This window comes from Cupriavidus sp. 01L415, from assembly GCF_056400065.1.
The window spans coordinates 265149-280701 of sequence record NZ_JBFTSP010000004.1 but is presented as its reverse complement, the minus strand read 5'-3'; the positions used below and the strand labels follow the sequence as shown (position 1 = coordinate 280701).

Genomic DNA, 15553 nt, shown 5'->3' with positions numbered 1-15553 from the left:
TCAGCGCAACACTGGTTCTAACGCGGCGAGCGTGCGCGCGGTGGCACCTCGGTGCAGCCCAGCAAAGGTCAGCGCGTGGGCCCGCATATCGGCGAGGCGCGCCGGATCCGCCAGCACCGCGGCGGCCGTTGCCATCAGCGCGTCGGCATCGGCCACGCGCTCGCAGGCACCCGCCGCGATGGCGTCCTCGGTGGCCTGGGCAAAGTTGAACGTGTGCGGCCCCATCAACACCGGCGTGCCCACCGCACATGACTCGATCAGGTTTTGGCCGCCCAGCGGAATCAGGCTGCCGCCGATATAGGCGATGTCCGACGCAGCGTAGTACATCGCCATTTCGCCCATCGAATCGCCCAGCACGATGTCGGCGGCGATTGTCGCCTCGATTGCCACATCCAGCTGGCTGCGGCGCTGCACGCTGAAACCGGCCTTCGCGGCCAGCGCGGCCACTTCGTCAAAGCGCTGCGGATGGCGCGGCACCAGCAACAGCGCGGGACGATCCGGACCCGGCCAGCGCGCGAAAGCATCCAGGATCAGAGGCTCCTCCCCCTCACGCGTACTGGCCGCCGCGAGCACGTGCCGGTCACCGAATGCCTTGCGCAGCATGCGGCCGCGCGCCACGCCGGCTTCCGGCGGCTGCATGTCGAACTTCAGGTTGCCGGTGACTTGCACCGCCCGCACGCCCAGCGCGCGATAGCGCTCGGCATCGCCCGCCGTCTGGGCCAGCACAGCCGTGAAATCGTTGTAGAGCGCAGCCGCCGCGCCACCAAACCGCGCCGTCCGGCGATAGCTGCGTGGCGACAGCCGCGCGTTGACCAGGAACAGCGGCACGCCGACGCGGCGCGTCACGTGCACCAGGTTCGGCCACACTTCCGTCTCCATGATCAGGCCGGTATCCGGCCTGAAATACGACAGGAAACGCCTCACCAGCCACGGCAGGTCATACGGCAGATAGCACTGCTGGATGCGTGCATTCGCGCCATAAAGCTGCTGGCCCGTCTGGCGGCCGGTCGGCGTCATGTGCGTCAGCAGGATGCGGTGCGCCGGGTAGGCCGCCAGCAACGCGTCGATCAACGGCTGCGCGGCGCGGGTCTCGCCCACCGACACGGCATGGACCCAGATCCACGGGCCCGTGGCGGACAGCGCGCCATAGGCGCCCAGCCGCTCGCCCACGTGCCGGACGTAGCCCGGCTCCTTGCGTGCGCGCCAGACCAGGCGCAGCAATGCCAGTGGCAGGATGACCAGCCACAACAGGGTATAGACGACACGCAGCATCAGCCGACCACTCCGCGCACCCGCACGGCGGCGGAATAGACGTCATCGACCGAGGGCACCACGCCGTCATCGCCCACATTGGCGATCCGGTCGGACCAGTAGCCTTCCGTCTTCCAGCGCCAGGTAGCGGTATAGATTTCCACGGTCGGCCGGCACAGCGCCGCGGCGATGTGGACCAGCCCCGTATCGACGCCCACCACCACCTCGGCGCGATTGATCAGGCCAAACCCCTGCATCACCGAGAATCGCGGCAGCACCTGCGCCCCGGGAATGCCGGCGGCAATGCCCTCCGCGTCGCGTCGTTCCGATTCATTGCCCCAGGGCAACAGCACAGTCAGGCCTTCGGCCTGCAGCCGCAGGCCCAGCGCATGCCAGCTGGCCACCGGCCAGCGCTTCTTCGCACCCGCCGTGGCGTGGAAGCACACGGCATAGCGCGGCGGCAGGTCGGCCCAGAGCGGATCGTTGACATGGAGCGTCCGGGCCGTCGGACCGAAGAAGCGCGGCGGCTCGGGTGGCGTGGCGCCCGTGAGCGCGGCGCCCAGCAGGCGCGAGCGCCGGACCGAATGGGTCTGGCGCGGCACCTTGACCGGCGATGTGTAGAACAACCGCGCGGCAGGCTCGTAGCCCGAGCCCTGCGTGGCGTTCCCCAGGCCGATCACCGGCGCGCCGGCCGCCCGCGCGGCGGTACGCGCGACGATGGCCGTCTTGAGCAGGCCCTGCGTCTCCAGCACGGCGTCATACGGACGTTCGCGGATGGCGTAGCGCAGCGCACCGATCTCGGCCCACGTATCGCCCTGCCAGAACCGCTTGCGCCAGCGCCGCAGCGCGAACGGGATCACGCGATGGACATCGGGCAGCAGGCGCACGAGGTCGACGTAACCCTCCTCCACCACCCAGTCGATCTCTGCATCCGGCCAGCACGCGCGCAGGTCGTGCACAAGCGGCATGTTGTGCACGACATCGCCCAGCGACGAGACCTTGACGATCAGGATGCGCGGACGCGCCGGCAATGCATACGGCGACACCGCCGCCAGCGGCGACGGTGTCGTCATGACCGGATCCCCCATTGCATCAGAACGGGAGCTTTGCATCCGGCTTCTCTGCCAAGATCACGCGCTTGAATTCGGCCTGGATACGGGCCAGCGCGGCATCGTTATCCGCCTCGAAGCGCATCACCACCACGGGCGTGGTGTTGGACGGACGCGCCAGGCCGAAGCCATCGGGATATTCCACGCGTACGCCGTCGATCGTGATGACTTCCTTCGCGCCCTCGAACTTCGCGTTGGCGCGGATCTTGTCCAGCAGGGTGAAGGCCTCGCCCTCGGCGCACTTGAGCTGCAGCTCCGGCGTGCAGTTGGAGTCCGGCAGCGCGTTCAGCACCGCGCTCGGATCGGCGTGGCGTGACAGGATTTCCAGCAGGCGGGCGCCTGTGTACAGGCCGTCGTCGAAACCGTACCAGCGGTCCTTGAAGAACACGTGACCGCTCATCTCCCCGGCGATCGGCGCGCCGGTTTCCTTGAGCTTGGCCTTGACCAGCGAATGGCCGGTCTTCCACATCAGCGGGTTGCCACCATGCTGGCGGATCCACGGTGCCAGCTTGCCCGTGCACTTGACGTCGTAGATGACCTGCGCGCCCGGGTTGCGCGACAGGATTTCCTCCGCGAACAACATCAGTTGCCGGTCGGGGAAGATGACCTGGCCATCCTTGGTCACCACGCCCAGGCGATCGCCGTCACCATCGAAAGCCAGGCCCAGCTCGCAGTCGGTCTCGCGCAGGCACTTCATCAGGTCCTGCAGGTTTTCCACATGGGCCGGGTCGGGATGGTGGTTCGGAAAATGCCCGTCCACATCGCAGAACAATTCAACGACCTCGCAGCCCAGGGCGCGGAACAGGTCGCCCACGAACGCACCGGCCACGCCGTTGCCGGCATCCAGCGCGATTTTCATCGGGCGGGCGAGCTTCACGTCGCCGACGATGCGGTCGAGGTATTGCTGGCGTACGCCCACGAGCTTGTAGGTGCCGGCACCCTGCGTGAACTTGCGGGCCTCGATGCGCTGGCGCAGCGCCTGGATCTGGTCGCCGTAGATGGCCTTGCCGCCCAGCACCATCTTGAAACCGTTGTAGTCGGGCGGGTTATGGCTGCCCGTGACCATGATGCCGGACGTGGCGCTGCGGCCGTCGAGCTCGATATTGGTGCCGAAGTAGACCATCGGCGTGGCCACCATGCCGAGGTCGATCACGTCGACCCCCGCGGCACGCAGGCCTTCCACGAGGCCGCCCAGCAGGTCCGGTCCGGACAGTCGGCCATCGCGGCCAACCACGACGGTTTTCTCGCCAAGCTCGACGGCGGCTGAACCGAAGGACTGCCCGATGAAGCGCGCGACTTCAGGCGTCAGCGTCTTGCCAACGATGCCGCGAATGTCATAGGCCTTGAAGATCGTGGGGTCAATTTGCATAGATGGTCCCGTGCTAGTTGCGCTGCGTCAGCAGCCGTGAAGGAGAGCGGCCACACTGCCAAAGTTGCGCCAAAGGCGATATTTTGCCGGATTACGGCGACCGCGCCAGTTTATAATCACCGAGCCATGCCGGATCGCCGCCTAGTGCGCCGGGGCACACTCGGTGAACACACATGCGACGGGCCCTCGCGGACGGCACCGCAAAGTCCTTGTCAGCCGCAGCCCCCAAAAGCCCGGATACGGCCTGAGCCTGGCCGCCAGTGCTCCCGAACAGACTTTCCTCCGCCCTCGTGCACACCTCATCGCCCCTGCCCCGGCCCCGAATCGCCTACCTGATCACGAATTCCGAGATCGGGGGCGCACAGGCGCACGTCGCGGATCTCCTGCGAGCGCTGCGGGGCCAGGTCGATGCCACGGTTCTGGCCGGTGGCGACGGCCCATTGTTCGCTGCAGCCAGGGCAACTGGCGCCAACACCGTACGGTTGTCCCTGCTGGACAATGCGATGTCACCGCTTCGGGCCGTCTCCACATTGCGGCAGATCGTGGCTGCATTGCGCCAGGCGGCGCCCGACGTCATCCACGTCCACAGCGCCAAAGCCGGTGCGCTGGGCCGTCTGGCGGGCTGGTGGCTGGGAATCCCGGTTGTCTATACCGTGCATGGCTTCGCCTTCAAGCCGGCCGCTCCCGCCGTGCGCCGAATAGCGTCGCGTCTGGCCGAATGGTGCCTGGCACCGCTGACCTCGCATCTGATCTGCGTCGCGGACGCGGAGCGCGCCATGGCCGCTAGCCTGCCGATCGCATCGACGCGGGTCAGTGTGATCCACAACGGCATTGCCGACACACCCGAGCGTGCCGCACCCGGCGAGCCGCTGCGCCGCATCGTCATGGTCGCCCGCTTTGCCGCGCCGAAACGGCCGGAAGTGCTGATCCGCGCGTTCGCCCGCGCCGGCATTGACGACTGCGAACTGGTCATCGCCGGAGACGGGCCCATGCGCGACGACATGCGTGCGTTGGCCAATCAGCTGGCGCCCGGCCGCATTCACTTGCCGGGCAATATCGACGATATTCCCGGCCTGTTGGCATCCGCGCAGCTCTTCGTACTGGTCTCCGATCACGAGGGCCTGCCGCTGTCGATTCTGGAAGCCATGCGCGCCGGCCTGCCGGTCGTCGCCACGGATCTGCCGGGCATCCGCGAACAATTCGGCGCGGAATTGGCTGGTGTGCTGTTGAGCGGCAACGATGACGTCTCGCTGGCCAGCATCCTCAGTGCGCTGGCAACCAGCCCCGAACGGCGCATCGTGCTCGGCCAGGCCGCCCGCGGCCGCTGGGCGCGCGCCTTCGAACTCGGGCCGATGGCCGATGCGACCTGGCGGGTCTACCAGCAAGCCATTGGCCAGGCCGCCAGCGCGGCCCCGGTCCGGACAGGAGACGCCTGAGATGTCGGCCAACAAGGAAGCGGCGCCCATGCACGGCCATCGGGCCGGCGCCGGTAACGCCCGCGGATCCGAAACCGTCCGACGCGTGAGCCGGATGCTGGCCTGGGCGCTGCTCGGCCTCGTCCTGTTCGGCCTGAACACCGCGCTGGCGGAGTATCTCCACCATACCGGCATCGTCACGTACGTCTTTACACGCACGCTGCTGTGGTCGATCGTGCCCTACCTGTGCACCTTCGTGCTGCTGCACCGGTCCCTGCACCTGCCATCCATCGAGGGCAACAGCCTGGTTGGCGTGGCCGCCACGCTGCCATTTGGCCTGCTGCTCCTGGTGTTTGCCTCATTCCATATCGAGTATTCGCGCGGTGCGCTGCTGCTCGGCTATGTGACCACCCTCGCCTGGAGCGGCTTTGGCTATCGCCGCTTCGTGCAGAACTACGTACCGGTGTTCGGCTACACCGACCCGCGCGCGCTCGATCAACTCCGCGACATCCTGGCCATGCCGGGCGCCACGCCGCCCAGCCCCATGCGATTCGAGCAAATCCGCTCGATCGAGGAAGCCGTGCATTACAACGGGCTGATGCTCGATCGCACGGCCACGGCCGACCCCGAGCGCACGCGGGCGCTTGCCCGACTCAAGCTCAGCCATGTGCGGATGTACTCCGTGGAACGTGTTGGCGAAATGCTGACCGGCCGCGTGGGCCTGGCCCATATCGACGAGAACTTCCTGGATGACTACGCGCGGCACTACCTCTATGGCTTCGCCAAGCGCGTGCTGGACTTGTCCGCGGTGCTCTGCCTGGCGCCGGTTGCCTTGCCGGCATCGCTGCTGACCGCGCTGGCGATCCGACTGGAATCGCCGGGACCGGTACTGTTCCGCCAGACGCGCGTCGGACTGTTCGGCAACCCCTTCACGATGCTGAAGTTTCGCAGCATGGGCGTCCAGCGCGATGCCCCCGCGCAGTTCGCTTCGCGGCTGGACCCTCGCATCACCCGCGTGGGCCGCGTGATTCGCAAGTACCGGCTCGATGAACTGCCGCAACTGTGGAATGTGCTGGTCGGCGACATGAGCCTGATCGGCCCCCGCCCGGAGCAGGTGCCGATGGTCGATGAGTTCGCGGAAACCATCCCCTACTACCCATATCGCCATCTCGTGCGCCCGGGGCTGTCCGGCTGGGCGCAGGTACAGCAGGGCTATGTGGGCTCCCATGCGGAAACCGTCACCAAGCTCAGCTATGACCTCTACTACGTCAAGCATTGCTCGTTCGCGCTCGACCTGCTGATTTGCGTCAAGACCGTGCGGACGCTGCTGACGGGGTATGGGGCGCGATGATGGTCCGCACCACGCCCACTGGCGCGCCGATGCGGATTCTGCTGGTCACGACCGGCCTGAAGGTCGGCGGCGCCGAGCATCAGGTCGTTGCCCTGGCACGCGCGTATCTGGCGATGGGCCACGCCGTCGCGATCCTCAGCCTGTCGCCCGGTCGCGAGCTCGACCTGCCGGCTGACGCCCATGTCGTCGAACTCGGCATGCGCAAGACACCCGCGGGCATCGTCCGGGCGCTCTGGCGCGCGCGCGCGCTGGTCAGGTCGTGGCAACCCGATGTCATCCACGCGCACATGGTGCATGCCAACCTGTTTGCACGCGTTCTGACCCGCATCGTGCGCTGCCCGCCATTGATTTGCACCGCACACAGCTTTCGCGAGGGCGGCCGCATGCGTATGCTGGCCTATCGATTGACGGACCGGTGGACGTCACTGACGACCCACGTCAGCAACGACGGTCGCGCCGGCATGATCTCGGCAGGGGCGGTGCCGGGCGATCGCATCACGGTCATGCCAAACGGCATCGATATCGACCGGTTTCGCCCGGATACGACCTTGCGCGACGCCACGCGCGCGCGCCTGGGCATCGGCAGCGATACACGGCTGGTGCTGAACGTCGGACGGCTGGTTCCAGAGAAGGCACAGGACCTGCTGCTTCACGCATTCGTCCATCTTGACACCACGCCACCCGCGCACCTGTTCATCGCAGGTGGCGGGCCACTCCACGGGGCGCTGGCCGACCAGATTGCCGCGATGGGCCTGTCACCACGCGTCACCTTGCTGGGCCCGCGCGACGACGTACCCGCCCTGCTCAATGCGGCGGACACTTTCGTGCTGTCATCGAACATCGAGGGATTGCCAATGGTCCTGGTAGAGGCACTCGCCTGCGGCTGCCCCGTGGTCGCCACCGACGCGCCAGGCGTTGAGGAAGTCCTTCTCGACCAGGGCACCATTGTGCCGCGCGGCGATGCCCAGGCATTCGCGCATGCACTGGGAGCGGCGCTTCGGCAAGGCCGGGGTACGACAGTCGACGTAGCCGCCCGACGGGAGCGTGCCCTTACCGCTTTCTCGCTCGACGCGATCGCCGCGCGCTGGCTGAATCTGTACGCAAGCGTGGCCAGGACGGCCTCGCTGCCGCAGGTGGGGGTTGCCTGATGCGCCGGCGCGTGACGGGCAATCTTCTGTGGATGCTGGCCGAGCGCGGCTTCCAGGTCGGCATCGGCATCGGTGTCGTGGCCATGCTGGCGCGGGCGCTGGGTCCGGCCGGCTTTGCGCACTTCCAGTACGCGCAATCGATTGTCCTGATTGCCGCGTCCCTGGCACTCGTCTGTAGCGGCGAGGTGGTGGTACCCCGGCTCGTTGCGGAACCGGCACCAGCTGCGCAGTATCGGCTGCTCGCCCATGCCTTCGTGCTGCGCCTGGCCGGTGGCACGGCCGGCTACCTGCTGATGTGTGCCTACTTGGGCGTGACGTCGCCGGCGGCGGAAGTGTGGCACGCGGCGCTGTGGCTTGGCCTTGCGATCCTGCTGCGCGAACCGTTCGGCGTGGTGGTCGCCTGGATGCAGGCCCACACCAACAATCGGCCGGGCACCTTGTTCAGCCTCGTCGCACTGATCATCAAGGCGCTTATCGTCGCTGCGCTGTTTGCCACCGGCGTTCGCGAGGTGAGCGGCTACGCCGCCGCGTTCACGATCGAACCCTTCTTGGTGGCGGCACTTCTGGTCAGCTACTACCTGTCACGTTCGCCGGTGCGCGACTTTGGCTGGCAGCCCGCGCTGGCGCGCGCGCTGATGAACAGCGGCGCGCTGTTCTGGGTCAGCTTCATCCTCATGATGGGCGCGCGCCGCGTCGACCAGCTCGTGCTGCAGCCCGTCGTGCCGGCCGTGGACTTCGGCGCCTACGCTGCCTGCATGCAGGTCCTCGACAACTTCACAATGGTGGCCGGCATTCTGGCCGCCGGCATTGCGCCGACCTATGTCTACGCACGCAAGTCGTTCGACGAGGCGCACGCCAACATCGGCCGCATCGCGATCGGGCTGGGTGCGCTCGGTCTTGCAGGTGGGCTGGCCATTTCCGCTTGCGCGCCCTGGATCGTGCGCCTGCTCTACGGCTCCGCGTTCGACGCAACCGTGACACTGCTGCGCGCCGCCGCGGTGGCCTCCGCGCTCGTCTTCGCCGATGTCGGGCTGACACTGCTCGCGGTGTACCTGCGCAGGCCGCGCTGGCTTGCCATCAAATGGGCGCTGGTTCTGGGCGCCACGCTTGCCTTCGACCTGGTCATCATTCCGCGTTACGGCAACCTGGGCGCCATCGCCGGCTACGCGCTGGGCAATGGCGTGGCCGTGCTCGTCGGCCTGACCCTCTGGTGGCGCCATCGCCCGGTGCGAGAGGTGGCGTCGGCATGAACAAGCTGCCCACCGTCTGCTTTCTGACCGGTACGCTGAATGCGTTTGCGGGTGCGGAACGCATGACTGCGGTCATCGCCAATGCGCTGGCGGAGCGCGGGTATCGCGTGCTCGTGCTGAGTCTGTGGGATCGGGCCAGCGTGTTTCCGCTTCACGCGGATGTCGAGCACCACGCACTGTTCGACGAACGACCGTCGTTCAAGCGCAAGTACGTTTCCACGGTGCGCGGCATTCGACGGTTTGTCCGCGAGCACGGCGTCGAGGTGCTGGTCGAAGTCGATACCATGCTCACGCTATTCACGCTGCCCGCGACGCTGGGATTGAAGGTGCGACGCATTGCTTGGGAGCATTGTCATTTCGATGAGGATCTGGGAAGGCGGGCGCGGCGGGTGGCGCGGTGGCTGGCCGGGCGATTCAACAGCGCAGCCGTGGTCCTCACGGAGCGGGACAAGCAGCGCTGGCTTCAGCAATTGCATCCCCGATGCGAGGTTCATGCCATTGCCAATCCCCTGCCATTTCCCTTCCCTGCCGATGCCGCGTCCGGCCGCACACAACGCGTCTTGTCCGTCGGCCGGTTGACACGCGCCAAGGGATTCGACGTCCTGCTCCAAGCATGGTCCGAAGTGGCCGCGTCGTGCCCTGGATGGTCGCTTCAGATTGTCGGTGACGGTGAGGAACGTGAAACCCTGGAGTCGATGATTCGCGAACTCGGCCTGGGGGAATCCGTCAGCATGCCAGGGACGTCGCACAATGTGGAACAGTTCTATCGCGATGCATCCATCTTCTGTCTGAGCTCCCGATACGAAGGTTTCGGTCTCGTACTGGTCGAGGCGATGTCTTTCGGCCTTGGCGTGGTATCAACCGATTGCGAAGCAGGACCGCGCGAGATCCTGCGCCACGGCGAGAATGCCTGGATCGCGCCCGCCGACGACGCCAGCGCGCTGGCGCGCGCGCTCACACAATTGATGCGGGATGAAATCCTGCGCGAAAAGCTCGCCGAACAGGCAAGAACCGACGCACGTGCATTCTCGCTGAAGGCAATCGAAACCCGTTGGGATGAATTGCTGGCAACGGTCCCAACCACGCACGACGTGGCACAGAAGCGGTGGAGTAGCCCGCCAGATCGCGGGCAAACCCAATAAACAAACAAGCTACAATAGCAATTCCCTGATTTGGCTCCACCATACGTAACCAAATGCAAGCAAGCCCCCGCACAGAGTTCAATATGATTACCGCGTTGTCCATATTTGCCGCCCGATCGGCAAAGATGGTACTGGCGACCACAATCGTCGGCGGCTTGATTGGCTTTGCACTGTTTCATCTTCATGAACCGCGGTGGACCGCCAGGATGCTTGTGAAGCTGGGACAGATCACCACTTTTGCCGAATCCGGCGTGGCGGTCCGGCCAATCGAATCGCAGATGACCGCGGTAGACCAGATTAACCAGCCCGCCTATCGCTTCAACGTACTGAAGAACCTTGGCTTGCCCGCGCCGGATGGTGGGAACGCCGATGCCACACTGATTTTCGATTCGCTGCGCGCCGCACCCGGACGTGGTACGGATCTGCTCGCTGTCCAGGTCAACGCGCACTCTCCCGAGCTCGCCGCAAAGGCGTTGACAGCGTCGTTCGCGCTGATTGAGCGTGAACACCAGAAGATGTACAACGACGTCGTCGAGAGAATGAAGAAGGAGCTTGCCGATACCAACGCGAAGCTGACGGTTGCCGAGCAGGAATATGCGAAGGCCTATGATTCGCTGAAGGTATCTCAGGGGCGTGACGGCCCGGCAGTACGGGATCTGTTCACCACCAACATTGCGGCGACGGTATCCCGCCAGGTGATCGATTTGCAGCGTCGCAAGACCCAGCTTGAAGACAGCCTGGAGCCGATTCGAACCTACTCGACCCGCATCATGGATGCACCGTACGTACCCGCCACGCCGAGTTCTCCGGGCCGGACGGTGTATGTGGGATTGGGCGCGCTGGCAGGCCTGATCTTCGGTATTGCACTGTTTGTGCTGACGCGTATCCGCGGATAATCGCGGCCGCAAACTGCACAACCTGAATGCCGCGGTGTTGACTCGTTCGACACCGCGGCATTTTTGCTTTCCGGACTAGATGTCCTTGCGGTTTTGCCCCAGGAATCGCCAGCCCACGAACTTCGCGATCATGCGCAGCTGATTGACAAAATAGGCGGGATTCTTCCAGGAATTGATCGCCATGGCCTTGGCAAACGCCAGACCCAGGATCGAGAAGTAGTGAATATCGTGCAGACGCGAGGCAATGGTCTTCGGCGGAAGATGCTTCATGACCTTCTCGTCGATATCGCATTCAATCACGATGTGCACGCGCGTCTGGTCACTGCGATTTTCCACGCTATGCAGGTACGAGGTATCCAGCGACCAGAGCTGACCCGGCAGCATCTTGACGCGCTTGTGGGATACCTCAAAGATCACGTTGTCGTTGGTAATCACGGGAACGTGGAAACGGATCCGCGCATTCGAAGACGCGCCGGTCAGATCGCGATGAGGGTGCAGCATCGCGCCCGGCGACAAGTAGTAGAACACACACAGCCCGTCGCGCTTCGCCCCGAGGAAGTCATAGATCCTCTCGAGAAACGGATGTTCTTCGGCGACCAGATCGACCTTGTGCCACTGCAGGTCCTTGTAACGCCCTTCTTCATGGACATTGCTCTTCCGGGCATCCAGCTTCAGGCACAACTGCCTGATCGGCTCCAGCTCCTCGGGCGAGAAGAAATTGTCCTTGATGAGAAAAGATCCGTGGTTCATTTTTTTTGTGCTCCCGTCAAGCCCGGGTCTACCTTCCCGGGCAGCTAACAGCCAATACCAGGCACTACTGCCCTACGCTACCGTGGCATCGCCACACGCCAATTCCCGCCGGCCGTAGCCGTGCACATATTCCCCGAAAATGCTCCGGATCTGCGCGTCGTCATTCTGCTCGGCAGCATGACGCATCGAAGCCAGCACGGTGACGAATTTCTCCCACTGCACGTAGTCTTCCCGCGCCTTCATGATCCGTTCGTGCGCCGTCGGTTCTGGATTGTCACCGATCAGCAGCTCTTCATAGAGCTTCTCGCCGGGACGCAAACCAGTCACCTGGATCTCGATATCACCTGTCGGATTTGACTCATCGCGCACCGTCAGGCCCGAAAGCTGGACCATCCGCCGGGCCAGATCCATGATCCGCACGGGCTGCCCCATGTCGAGCACGAATACTTCGCCGCCATGCGCCATGGCGCCCGCCTGCAGGACCAACTGCGCCGCCTCGGGAATGGTCATGAAGTAGCGGGTGACTTCTTCATGCGTGACCGTCAGCGGGCCGCCTTCGTGCAACTGGCGCCTGAACAGCGGCACCACGCTGCCGCTGCTGCCCAGCACATTGCCGAACCGGACCATCGCAAAGACGGTGCGGTTGGGTGTCACGGTGCTCGGGCGCCTGTCGATCTCCTCGAAGTCGATCGTGCGCGACCCCGCCAGCGCCTGCAGCGCCAGCTCCGCCATGCGTTTGGTCGCACCCATTACATTGGTCGGACGCACGGCCTTGTCGGTCGAAATGAGCACGAAATACTCGACATCGCTTTCCAAGGCGGCGCGCGCCATGTTGAGCGTTCCGAAGACATTGTTCAGCACGCCTTCGGACGGATTGCACTCCACCAGCGGCACGTGCTTGTAAGCCGCGGCGTGGTACACCGTGGCAGGCCGGTACTTCTGGCAGATCTCGCGCAGGCGGCCCAGCTTCGACACACTCGCCAGCAACGGTACGATCTCGACAGCCAGCTTGTTTTCCTGGCACAGCCCTTCCAGCTCGCGATGAATCGTGTAAAGCCCGAATTCATTGTGCTCGACCAGGAGGATGCGGCGCGGTTTCTCGAATACGATCTGCCGGCACAGCTCGCTGCCGATGCTGCCACCAGCGCCGGTCACGAGCACGCACTTGTCCGCCAGATTGCGAGCGAGCAGTGCCTGATCGGGCGGTACGGGAGCACGGCCCAGCAGATCCTCCACATCGAGTTCCTGGAAGTCGCGAATGGTCACCCGACCGGATGCCAGGTCAGCCATGCCGGGGAGCGTGCGAACGTGCACCGGCAGTCCGCGCAGGCTGGCAATGATCTCGTTGCGCCGCATCCGACCAAGCGAGGGCACTGCGAGCAGGATGTCGGTCACACCCATGCTTTCCACGGCTTCGCGCACGTCGGACGGGCTGATGATGTCGAGACCGTTGATGGTGCGGCCGATCTTGGCCGGATCGCCGTCGATGAATCCGAGCAGCGCGAACTGGCAGCCGTACGCAAGTGCCGAGGCCGTCTGCACGCCCGCATCGCCAGCGCCATAGATCAGCAGCCGTCCCTCCCATTGCCGACTCCGGGCGGTGTTGCCCGCGAGCCAGATGCGCGCCAGGGCACGGCTGGCACCGACCAGAAGCAGGAACAGCATCGGCTGGATCAGCCCGACGCTGCGTGGCACGCCATCCCACTTGAACAGCACCAGCGCCCCGAAGAACAGCGCACCGTAGATGCCTACCGCCTTTGCGGTCGTGGCCAGCGCGGCCATACCGGTGTAGCGGAAGATCGCGCGGTACAGGCCCATGCGCACAAACAGCGGGAACGCCAGCAACGGCGCCAGCAGGTAGACGTACTTCTGCTGGAGAAACGGCAGGCCGCTCTGGTCGATGCGAAGGTAGAACGCTAGCCAGACCGATGCCACCGAGAGCACCAGGTCCAGGGCCACCACCACGCATCGCTTGGCAGGACGCGGCAACCCTAGCAGGAGCGCTATGAGTTTGTTCACCGGCTGGCCCGTCCCAGTACGTCTGCGATCACCGCGCAGCTCTTTTGGATCTCGGCATCGGTCAGCGTCGGATGCACAAGGAACATCAGGCTGGTCTCGCCGAGCTCGCGCGCCACTGCAAATCGTTCCTCCGGGCGCCAGCCCGTATCGTCAAATGCCTTTTCCAGGTACACCTCGGAGCACGATCCCTGATAGCAGGGAACCCCTTCAGCATTGATGGCTTCCGCGATACGGTCACGCGTCCATCCGGATGACAGCAGACCGGGATTCAGGTAGACATAGCACTTGTAGTGCGCATGCACCGAACCATCCGGTACCTCGGGAACACGCACGGCCGCGAATGGGCGGCATGCATTCCAGATGGCCTCGGCGTTCTTCGTGCGACGGGCAGTCCAGTCCGACATGCGACGCAACTGGATGCGGCCGATGACGGCCTGCATTTCGAGCATGCGCCAGTTGGTGCCGAAACTCTCGTGCAGCCAGCGGAAACCGGGCGGATGCTGACGCTCATAGACGGCCTCGTAGCTCTTGCCATGGTCCTTGTACGACCACATGGCGCGCCACAGGCTCTCGTCGTTGGTTGTCACCATGCCACCTTCGCCACCGGTGGTCATGATCTTGTCCTGGCAAAAGCTCCAGGCGCTGACATGGCCGATCGAGCCAACGCTGCGGCCGCGATAGCGCGCGCCATGGGCCTGCGCGCAATCCTCGATCACCTTGAAATCGTGCTGCGCAGCCAGCGCCATGATGGGGTCCATGTCGCACGGCCAGCCACCAAGATGCACGCAGATGACGGCACGCGTGCGTGGCGAAAGCACCTTGGCGATCGTCCGCGCGGAGAGGTTGCCGCTATCCGGTTCCACTTCGGCGAACACCGGCGTGGCGCCGGCATTGACCACACACGAGATGCTTGCGATGAACGTGCGCGGCGTCACGACGACCTCGTCGCCCGGGCCGATGTTCAGCGCCTTGAGCGCGACATCCAGGGCGAGCGTGCCGTTGGCCAGCGACAGCGCGTAGCGCGTGTCGGCCCACTCAGCAAACTCCTTCTCGAATTCGCGGCATTCGGTACCAGTCCAGTAGTTCACCTTGTTGGACAGCAGCACGCGCTGCACGGCGTCGGCTTCCTCCGTGGTGAAACTCGGCCAGGGGGAAAACGGTGTATTGAGCATGGTTGTCTCCCTCGGTCAGTTTAGCTTGTGCGGCGCTCTAGCGGCTTGGCGGGATTGCCCACCACAGTCACGCCCGGCGGAACGTTCTTTGTCACCACGGCGCCCATGCCAACCACGGCGCCACGGCCAATCACCAGCGGCTCGCCTGGCTTGCCCTGCCTGAGAATGGCGCCAGTGCCGATGTACGCGTGATCCTCGATCACGACGTTGCCATTGCACTTCACCCCGGGGGCCAACGTGACAAAGTCGCCCACCACACAATCATGGGCAACGTAGCTGTAGATGTTCGCGTGGAACTGGCGGCCGATGCGGACGTTGCTGGTCAGCATCACGAACGAACAAAGGATGGCCCCCTCGCCCACCTGTACGTCGTCCATGGCGACGACGTTGGCCGCACGCGGCTCGACAAAGGCGACGCCGTCCTCGGCACAACGCACCGCCAGCTTCTCGCGCACGGCACTGTTGGCGATGGCCAGACTGATGGCGCGATAGGTCGCCGGCTCGGCAAGCCATTGATCGTAGGTGAGGACACGATGTCCGTTCAGGCTCTCGACAGGCGGATTGTCGTCAACGAAAACGAGATCCCATGGCGCCGTCTCCGTGCGCTCCAGCTGTTCACGCAGGACAGGCATGACCTCGCGGCCGAATCCGCTCGCTCCAAATATCGCAAATCGCTTCATA

Annotated in this window: 13 protein-coding genes; 6 read left to right on the top strand and 7 right to left on the bottom strand. The window is 64.8% G+C overall.

Features of this window, described 5'->3' with window-relative positions; all coding sequences use genetic code 11:
* Genes waaA through AC1DOX_RS11175 form a run of 3 tightly spaced genes read right to left on the bottom strand, consistent with a single transcriptional unit; the run spans window position 1 to window position 3729 of the window.
* A complete protein-coding gene (gene waaA / locus AC1DOX_RS11185; RefSeq protein WP_441616026.1) occupies window positions 1-1272 on the bottom strand; it encodes a lipid IV(A) 3-deoxy-D-manno-octulosonic acid transferase in 1272 nt (423 codons plus the stop codon).
* Window positions 1272-2324: a lipopolysaccharide heptosyltransferase I gene (gene waaC / locus AC1DOX_RS11180; RefSeq protein ID WP_441616024.1), complete on the bottom strand. Its 1053-nt coding sequence runs from the start codon at window positions 2322-2324 to the stop codon at window positions 1272-1274. The genes waaA and waaC overlap by 1 nt, the downstream gene beginning before the upstream one ends.
* A gap of 19 nt (window positions 2325-2343) precedes the next feature.
* Window positions 2344-3729 carry a phosphomannomutase/phosphoglucomutase gene (locus tag AC1DOX_RS11175; protein ID WP_441616022.1) on the bottom strand — a complete coding sequence of 462 codons (1386 nt, stop codon included), beginning with the start codon at window positions 3727-3729 and terminating at the stop codon, window positions 2344-2346.
* 260 nt (window positions 3730-3989) lie between these two features.
* On the opposite strand from AC1DOX_RS11175, the gene AC1DOX_RS11170 reads away from it, so the two are divergent.
* The 6 genes from AC1DOX_RS11170 to AC1DOX_RS11145 all read left to right on the top strand — a co-directional run bounded on the left by AC1DOX_RS11170 (window position 3990) and on the right by AC1DOX_RS11145 (window position 10931).
* Window positions 3990-5165, top strand: a complete 1176-nt coding sequence (locus AC1DOX_RS11170; protein ID WP_441616020.1) for a glycosyltransferase family 4 protein — start codon at window positions 3990-3992, stop codon at window positions 5163-5165.
* Between the two features lies 1 nt (window position 5166).
* Window positions 5167-6495, top strand: a complete 1329-nt coding sequence (locus AC1DOX_RS11165; RefSeq protein WP_441616018.1) for a sugar transferase — start codon at window positions 5167-5169, stop codon at window positions 6493-6495.
* On the top strand, window positions 6492-7643 hold the full coding sequence (locus tag AC1DOX_RS11160) for a glycosyltransferase (RefSeq protein WP_441616016.1): 1152 nt from the start codon (window positions 6492-6494) through the stop codon (window positions 7641-7643). Before AC1DOX_RS11165 ends, AC1DOX_RS11160 begins: the two co-directional genes overlap by 4 nt.
* Window positions 7643-8893: a lipopolysaccharide biosynthesis protein gene (locus AC1DOX_RS11155; protein WP_441616014.1), complete on the top strand. Its 1251-nt coding sequence runs from the start codon at window positions 7643-7645 to the stop codon at window positions 8891-8893. The genes AC1DOX_RS11160 and AC1DOX_RS11155 overlap by 1 nt, the downstream gene beginning before the upstream one ends.
* Complete coding sequence (locus tag AC1DOX_RS11150; protein WP_441616012.1) at window positions 8890-10035, top strand: glycosyltransferase family 4 protein; 1146 nt, start codon at window positions 8890-8892, stop codon at window positions 10033-10035. The genes AC1DOX_RS11155 and AC1DOX_RS11150 overlap by 4 nt, the downstream gene beginning before the upstream one ends.
* Before the next feature lie 83 nt (window positions 10036-10118).
* The gene (locus AC1DOX_RS11145; protein ID WP_143018415.1) at window positions 10119-10931 is read left to right on the top strand and encodes a GumC domain-containing protein; all 813 of its coding nucleotides are present in this window, start codon (window positions 10119-10121) and stop codon (window positions 10929-10931) included.
* Between the two features lie 75 nt (window positions 10932-11006).
* On the opposite strand, the gene AC1DOX_RS11140 is transcribed toward AC1DOX_RS11145, so the two are convergent.
* The 4 genes from AC1DOX_RS11140 to AC1DOX_RS11125 all read right to left on the bottom strand — a co-directional run bounded on the left by AC1DOX_RS11140 (window position 11007) and on the right by AC1DOX_RS11125 (window position 15552).
* A complete protein-coding gene (locus AC1DOX_RS11140; protein ID WP_441616009.1) occupies window positions 11007-11681 on the bottom strand; it encodes an aspartyl/asparaginyl beta-hydroxylase domain-containing protein in 675 nt (224 codons plus the stop codon).
* A 72-nt stretch (window positions 11682-11753) separates the two neighbouring features.
* Window positions 11754-13499, bottom strand: a complete 1746-nt coding sequence (locus tag AC1DOX_RS11135; protein WP_441616128.1) for a polysaccharide biosynthesis protein — start codon at window positions 13497-13499, stop codon at window positions 11754-11756.
* 197 nt (window positions 13500-13696) lie between these two features.
* A complete protein-coding gene (locus AC1DOX_RS11130; protein ID WP_441616007.1) occupies window positions 13697-14872 on the bottom strand; it encodes a DegT/DnrJ/EryC1/StrS family aminotransferase in 1176 nt (391 codons plus the stop codon).
* 20 nt (window positions 14873-14892) lie between these two features.
* Window positions 14893-15552 (bottom strand): acetyltransferase, encoded by a 660-nt coding sequence (locus tag AC1DOX_RS11125; RefSeq protein ID WP_441616005.1) that lies wholly within the window; start codon window positions 15550-15552, stop codon window positions 14893-14895.
* Window position 15553 lies beyond the last annotated feature (1 nt).

Coding starts and splice junctions, on each gene's coding strand:
- waaA (WP_441616026.1), bottom strand. CDS start 1,272: ATGCTGCGTGTCGTCTATACCCTGTTGTGGCTGGTCATCCTGCCACTG.
- waaC (WP_441616024.1), bottom strand. CDS start 2,324: ATGACGACACCGTCGCCGCTGGCGGCGGTGTCGCCGTATGCATTGCCG.
- AC1DOX_RS11175 (WP_441616022.1), bottom strand. CDS start 3,729: ATGCAAATTGACCCCACGATCTTCAAGGCCTATGACATTCGCGGCATC.
- AC1DOX_RS11165 (WP_441616018.1), top strand. CDS start 5,167: ATGTCGGCCAACAAGGAAGCGGCGCCCATGCACGGCCATCGGGCCGGC.
- AC1DOX_RS11160 (WP_441616016.1), top strand. CDS start 6,492: ATGATGGTCCGCACCACGCCCACTGGCGCGCCGATGCGGATTCTGCTG.
- AC1DOX_RS11155 (WP_441616014.1), top strand. CDS start 7,643: ATGCGCCGGCGCGTGACGGGCAATCTTCTGTGGATGCTGGCCGAGCGC.
- AC1DOX_RS11150 (WP_441616012.1), top strand. CDS start 8,890: ATGAACAAGCTGCCCACCGTCTGCTTTCTGACCGGTACGCTGAATGCG.
- AC1DOX_RS11145 (WP_143018415.1), top strand. CDS start 10,119: ATGATTACCGCGTTGTCCATATTTGCCGCCCGATCGGCAAAGATGGTA.
- AC1DOX_RS11140 (WP_441616009.1), bottom strand. CDS start 11,681: ATGAACCACGGATCTTTTCTCATCAAGGACAATTTCTTCTCGCCCGAG.
- AC1DOX_RS11135 (WP_441616128.1), bottom strand. CDS start 13,499: ATGGGCCTGTACCGCGCGATCTTCCGCTACACCGGTATGGCCGCGCTG.
- AC1DOX_RS11130 (WP_441616007.1), bottom strand. CDS start 14,872: ATGCTCAATACACCGTTTTCCCCCTGGCCGAGTTTCACCACGGAGGAA.
- AC1DOX_RS11125 (WP_441616005.1), bottom strand. CDS start 15,552: ATGAAGCGATTTGCGATATTTGGAGCGAGCGGATTCGGCCGCGAGGTC.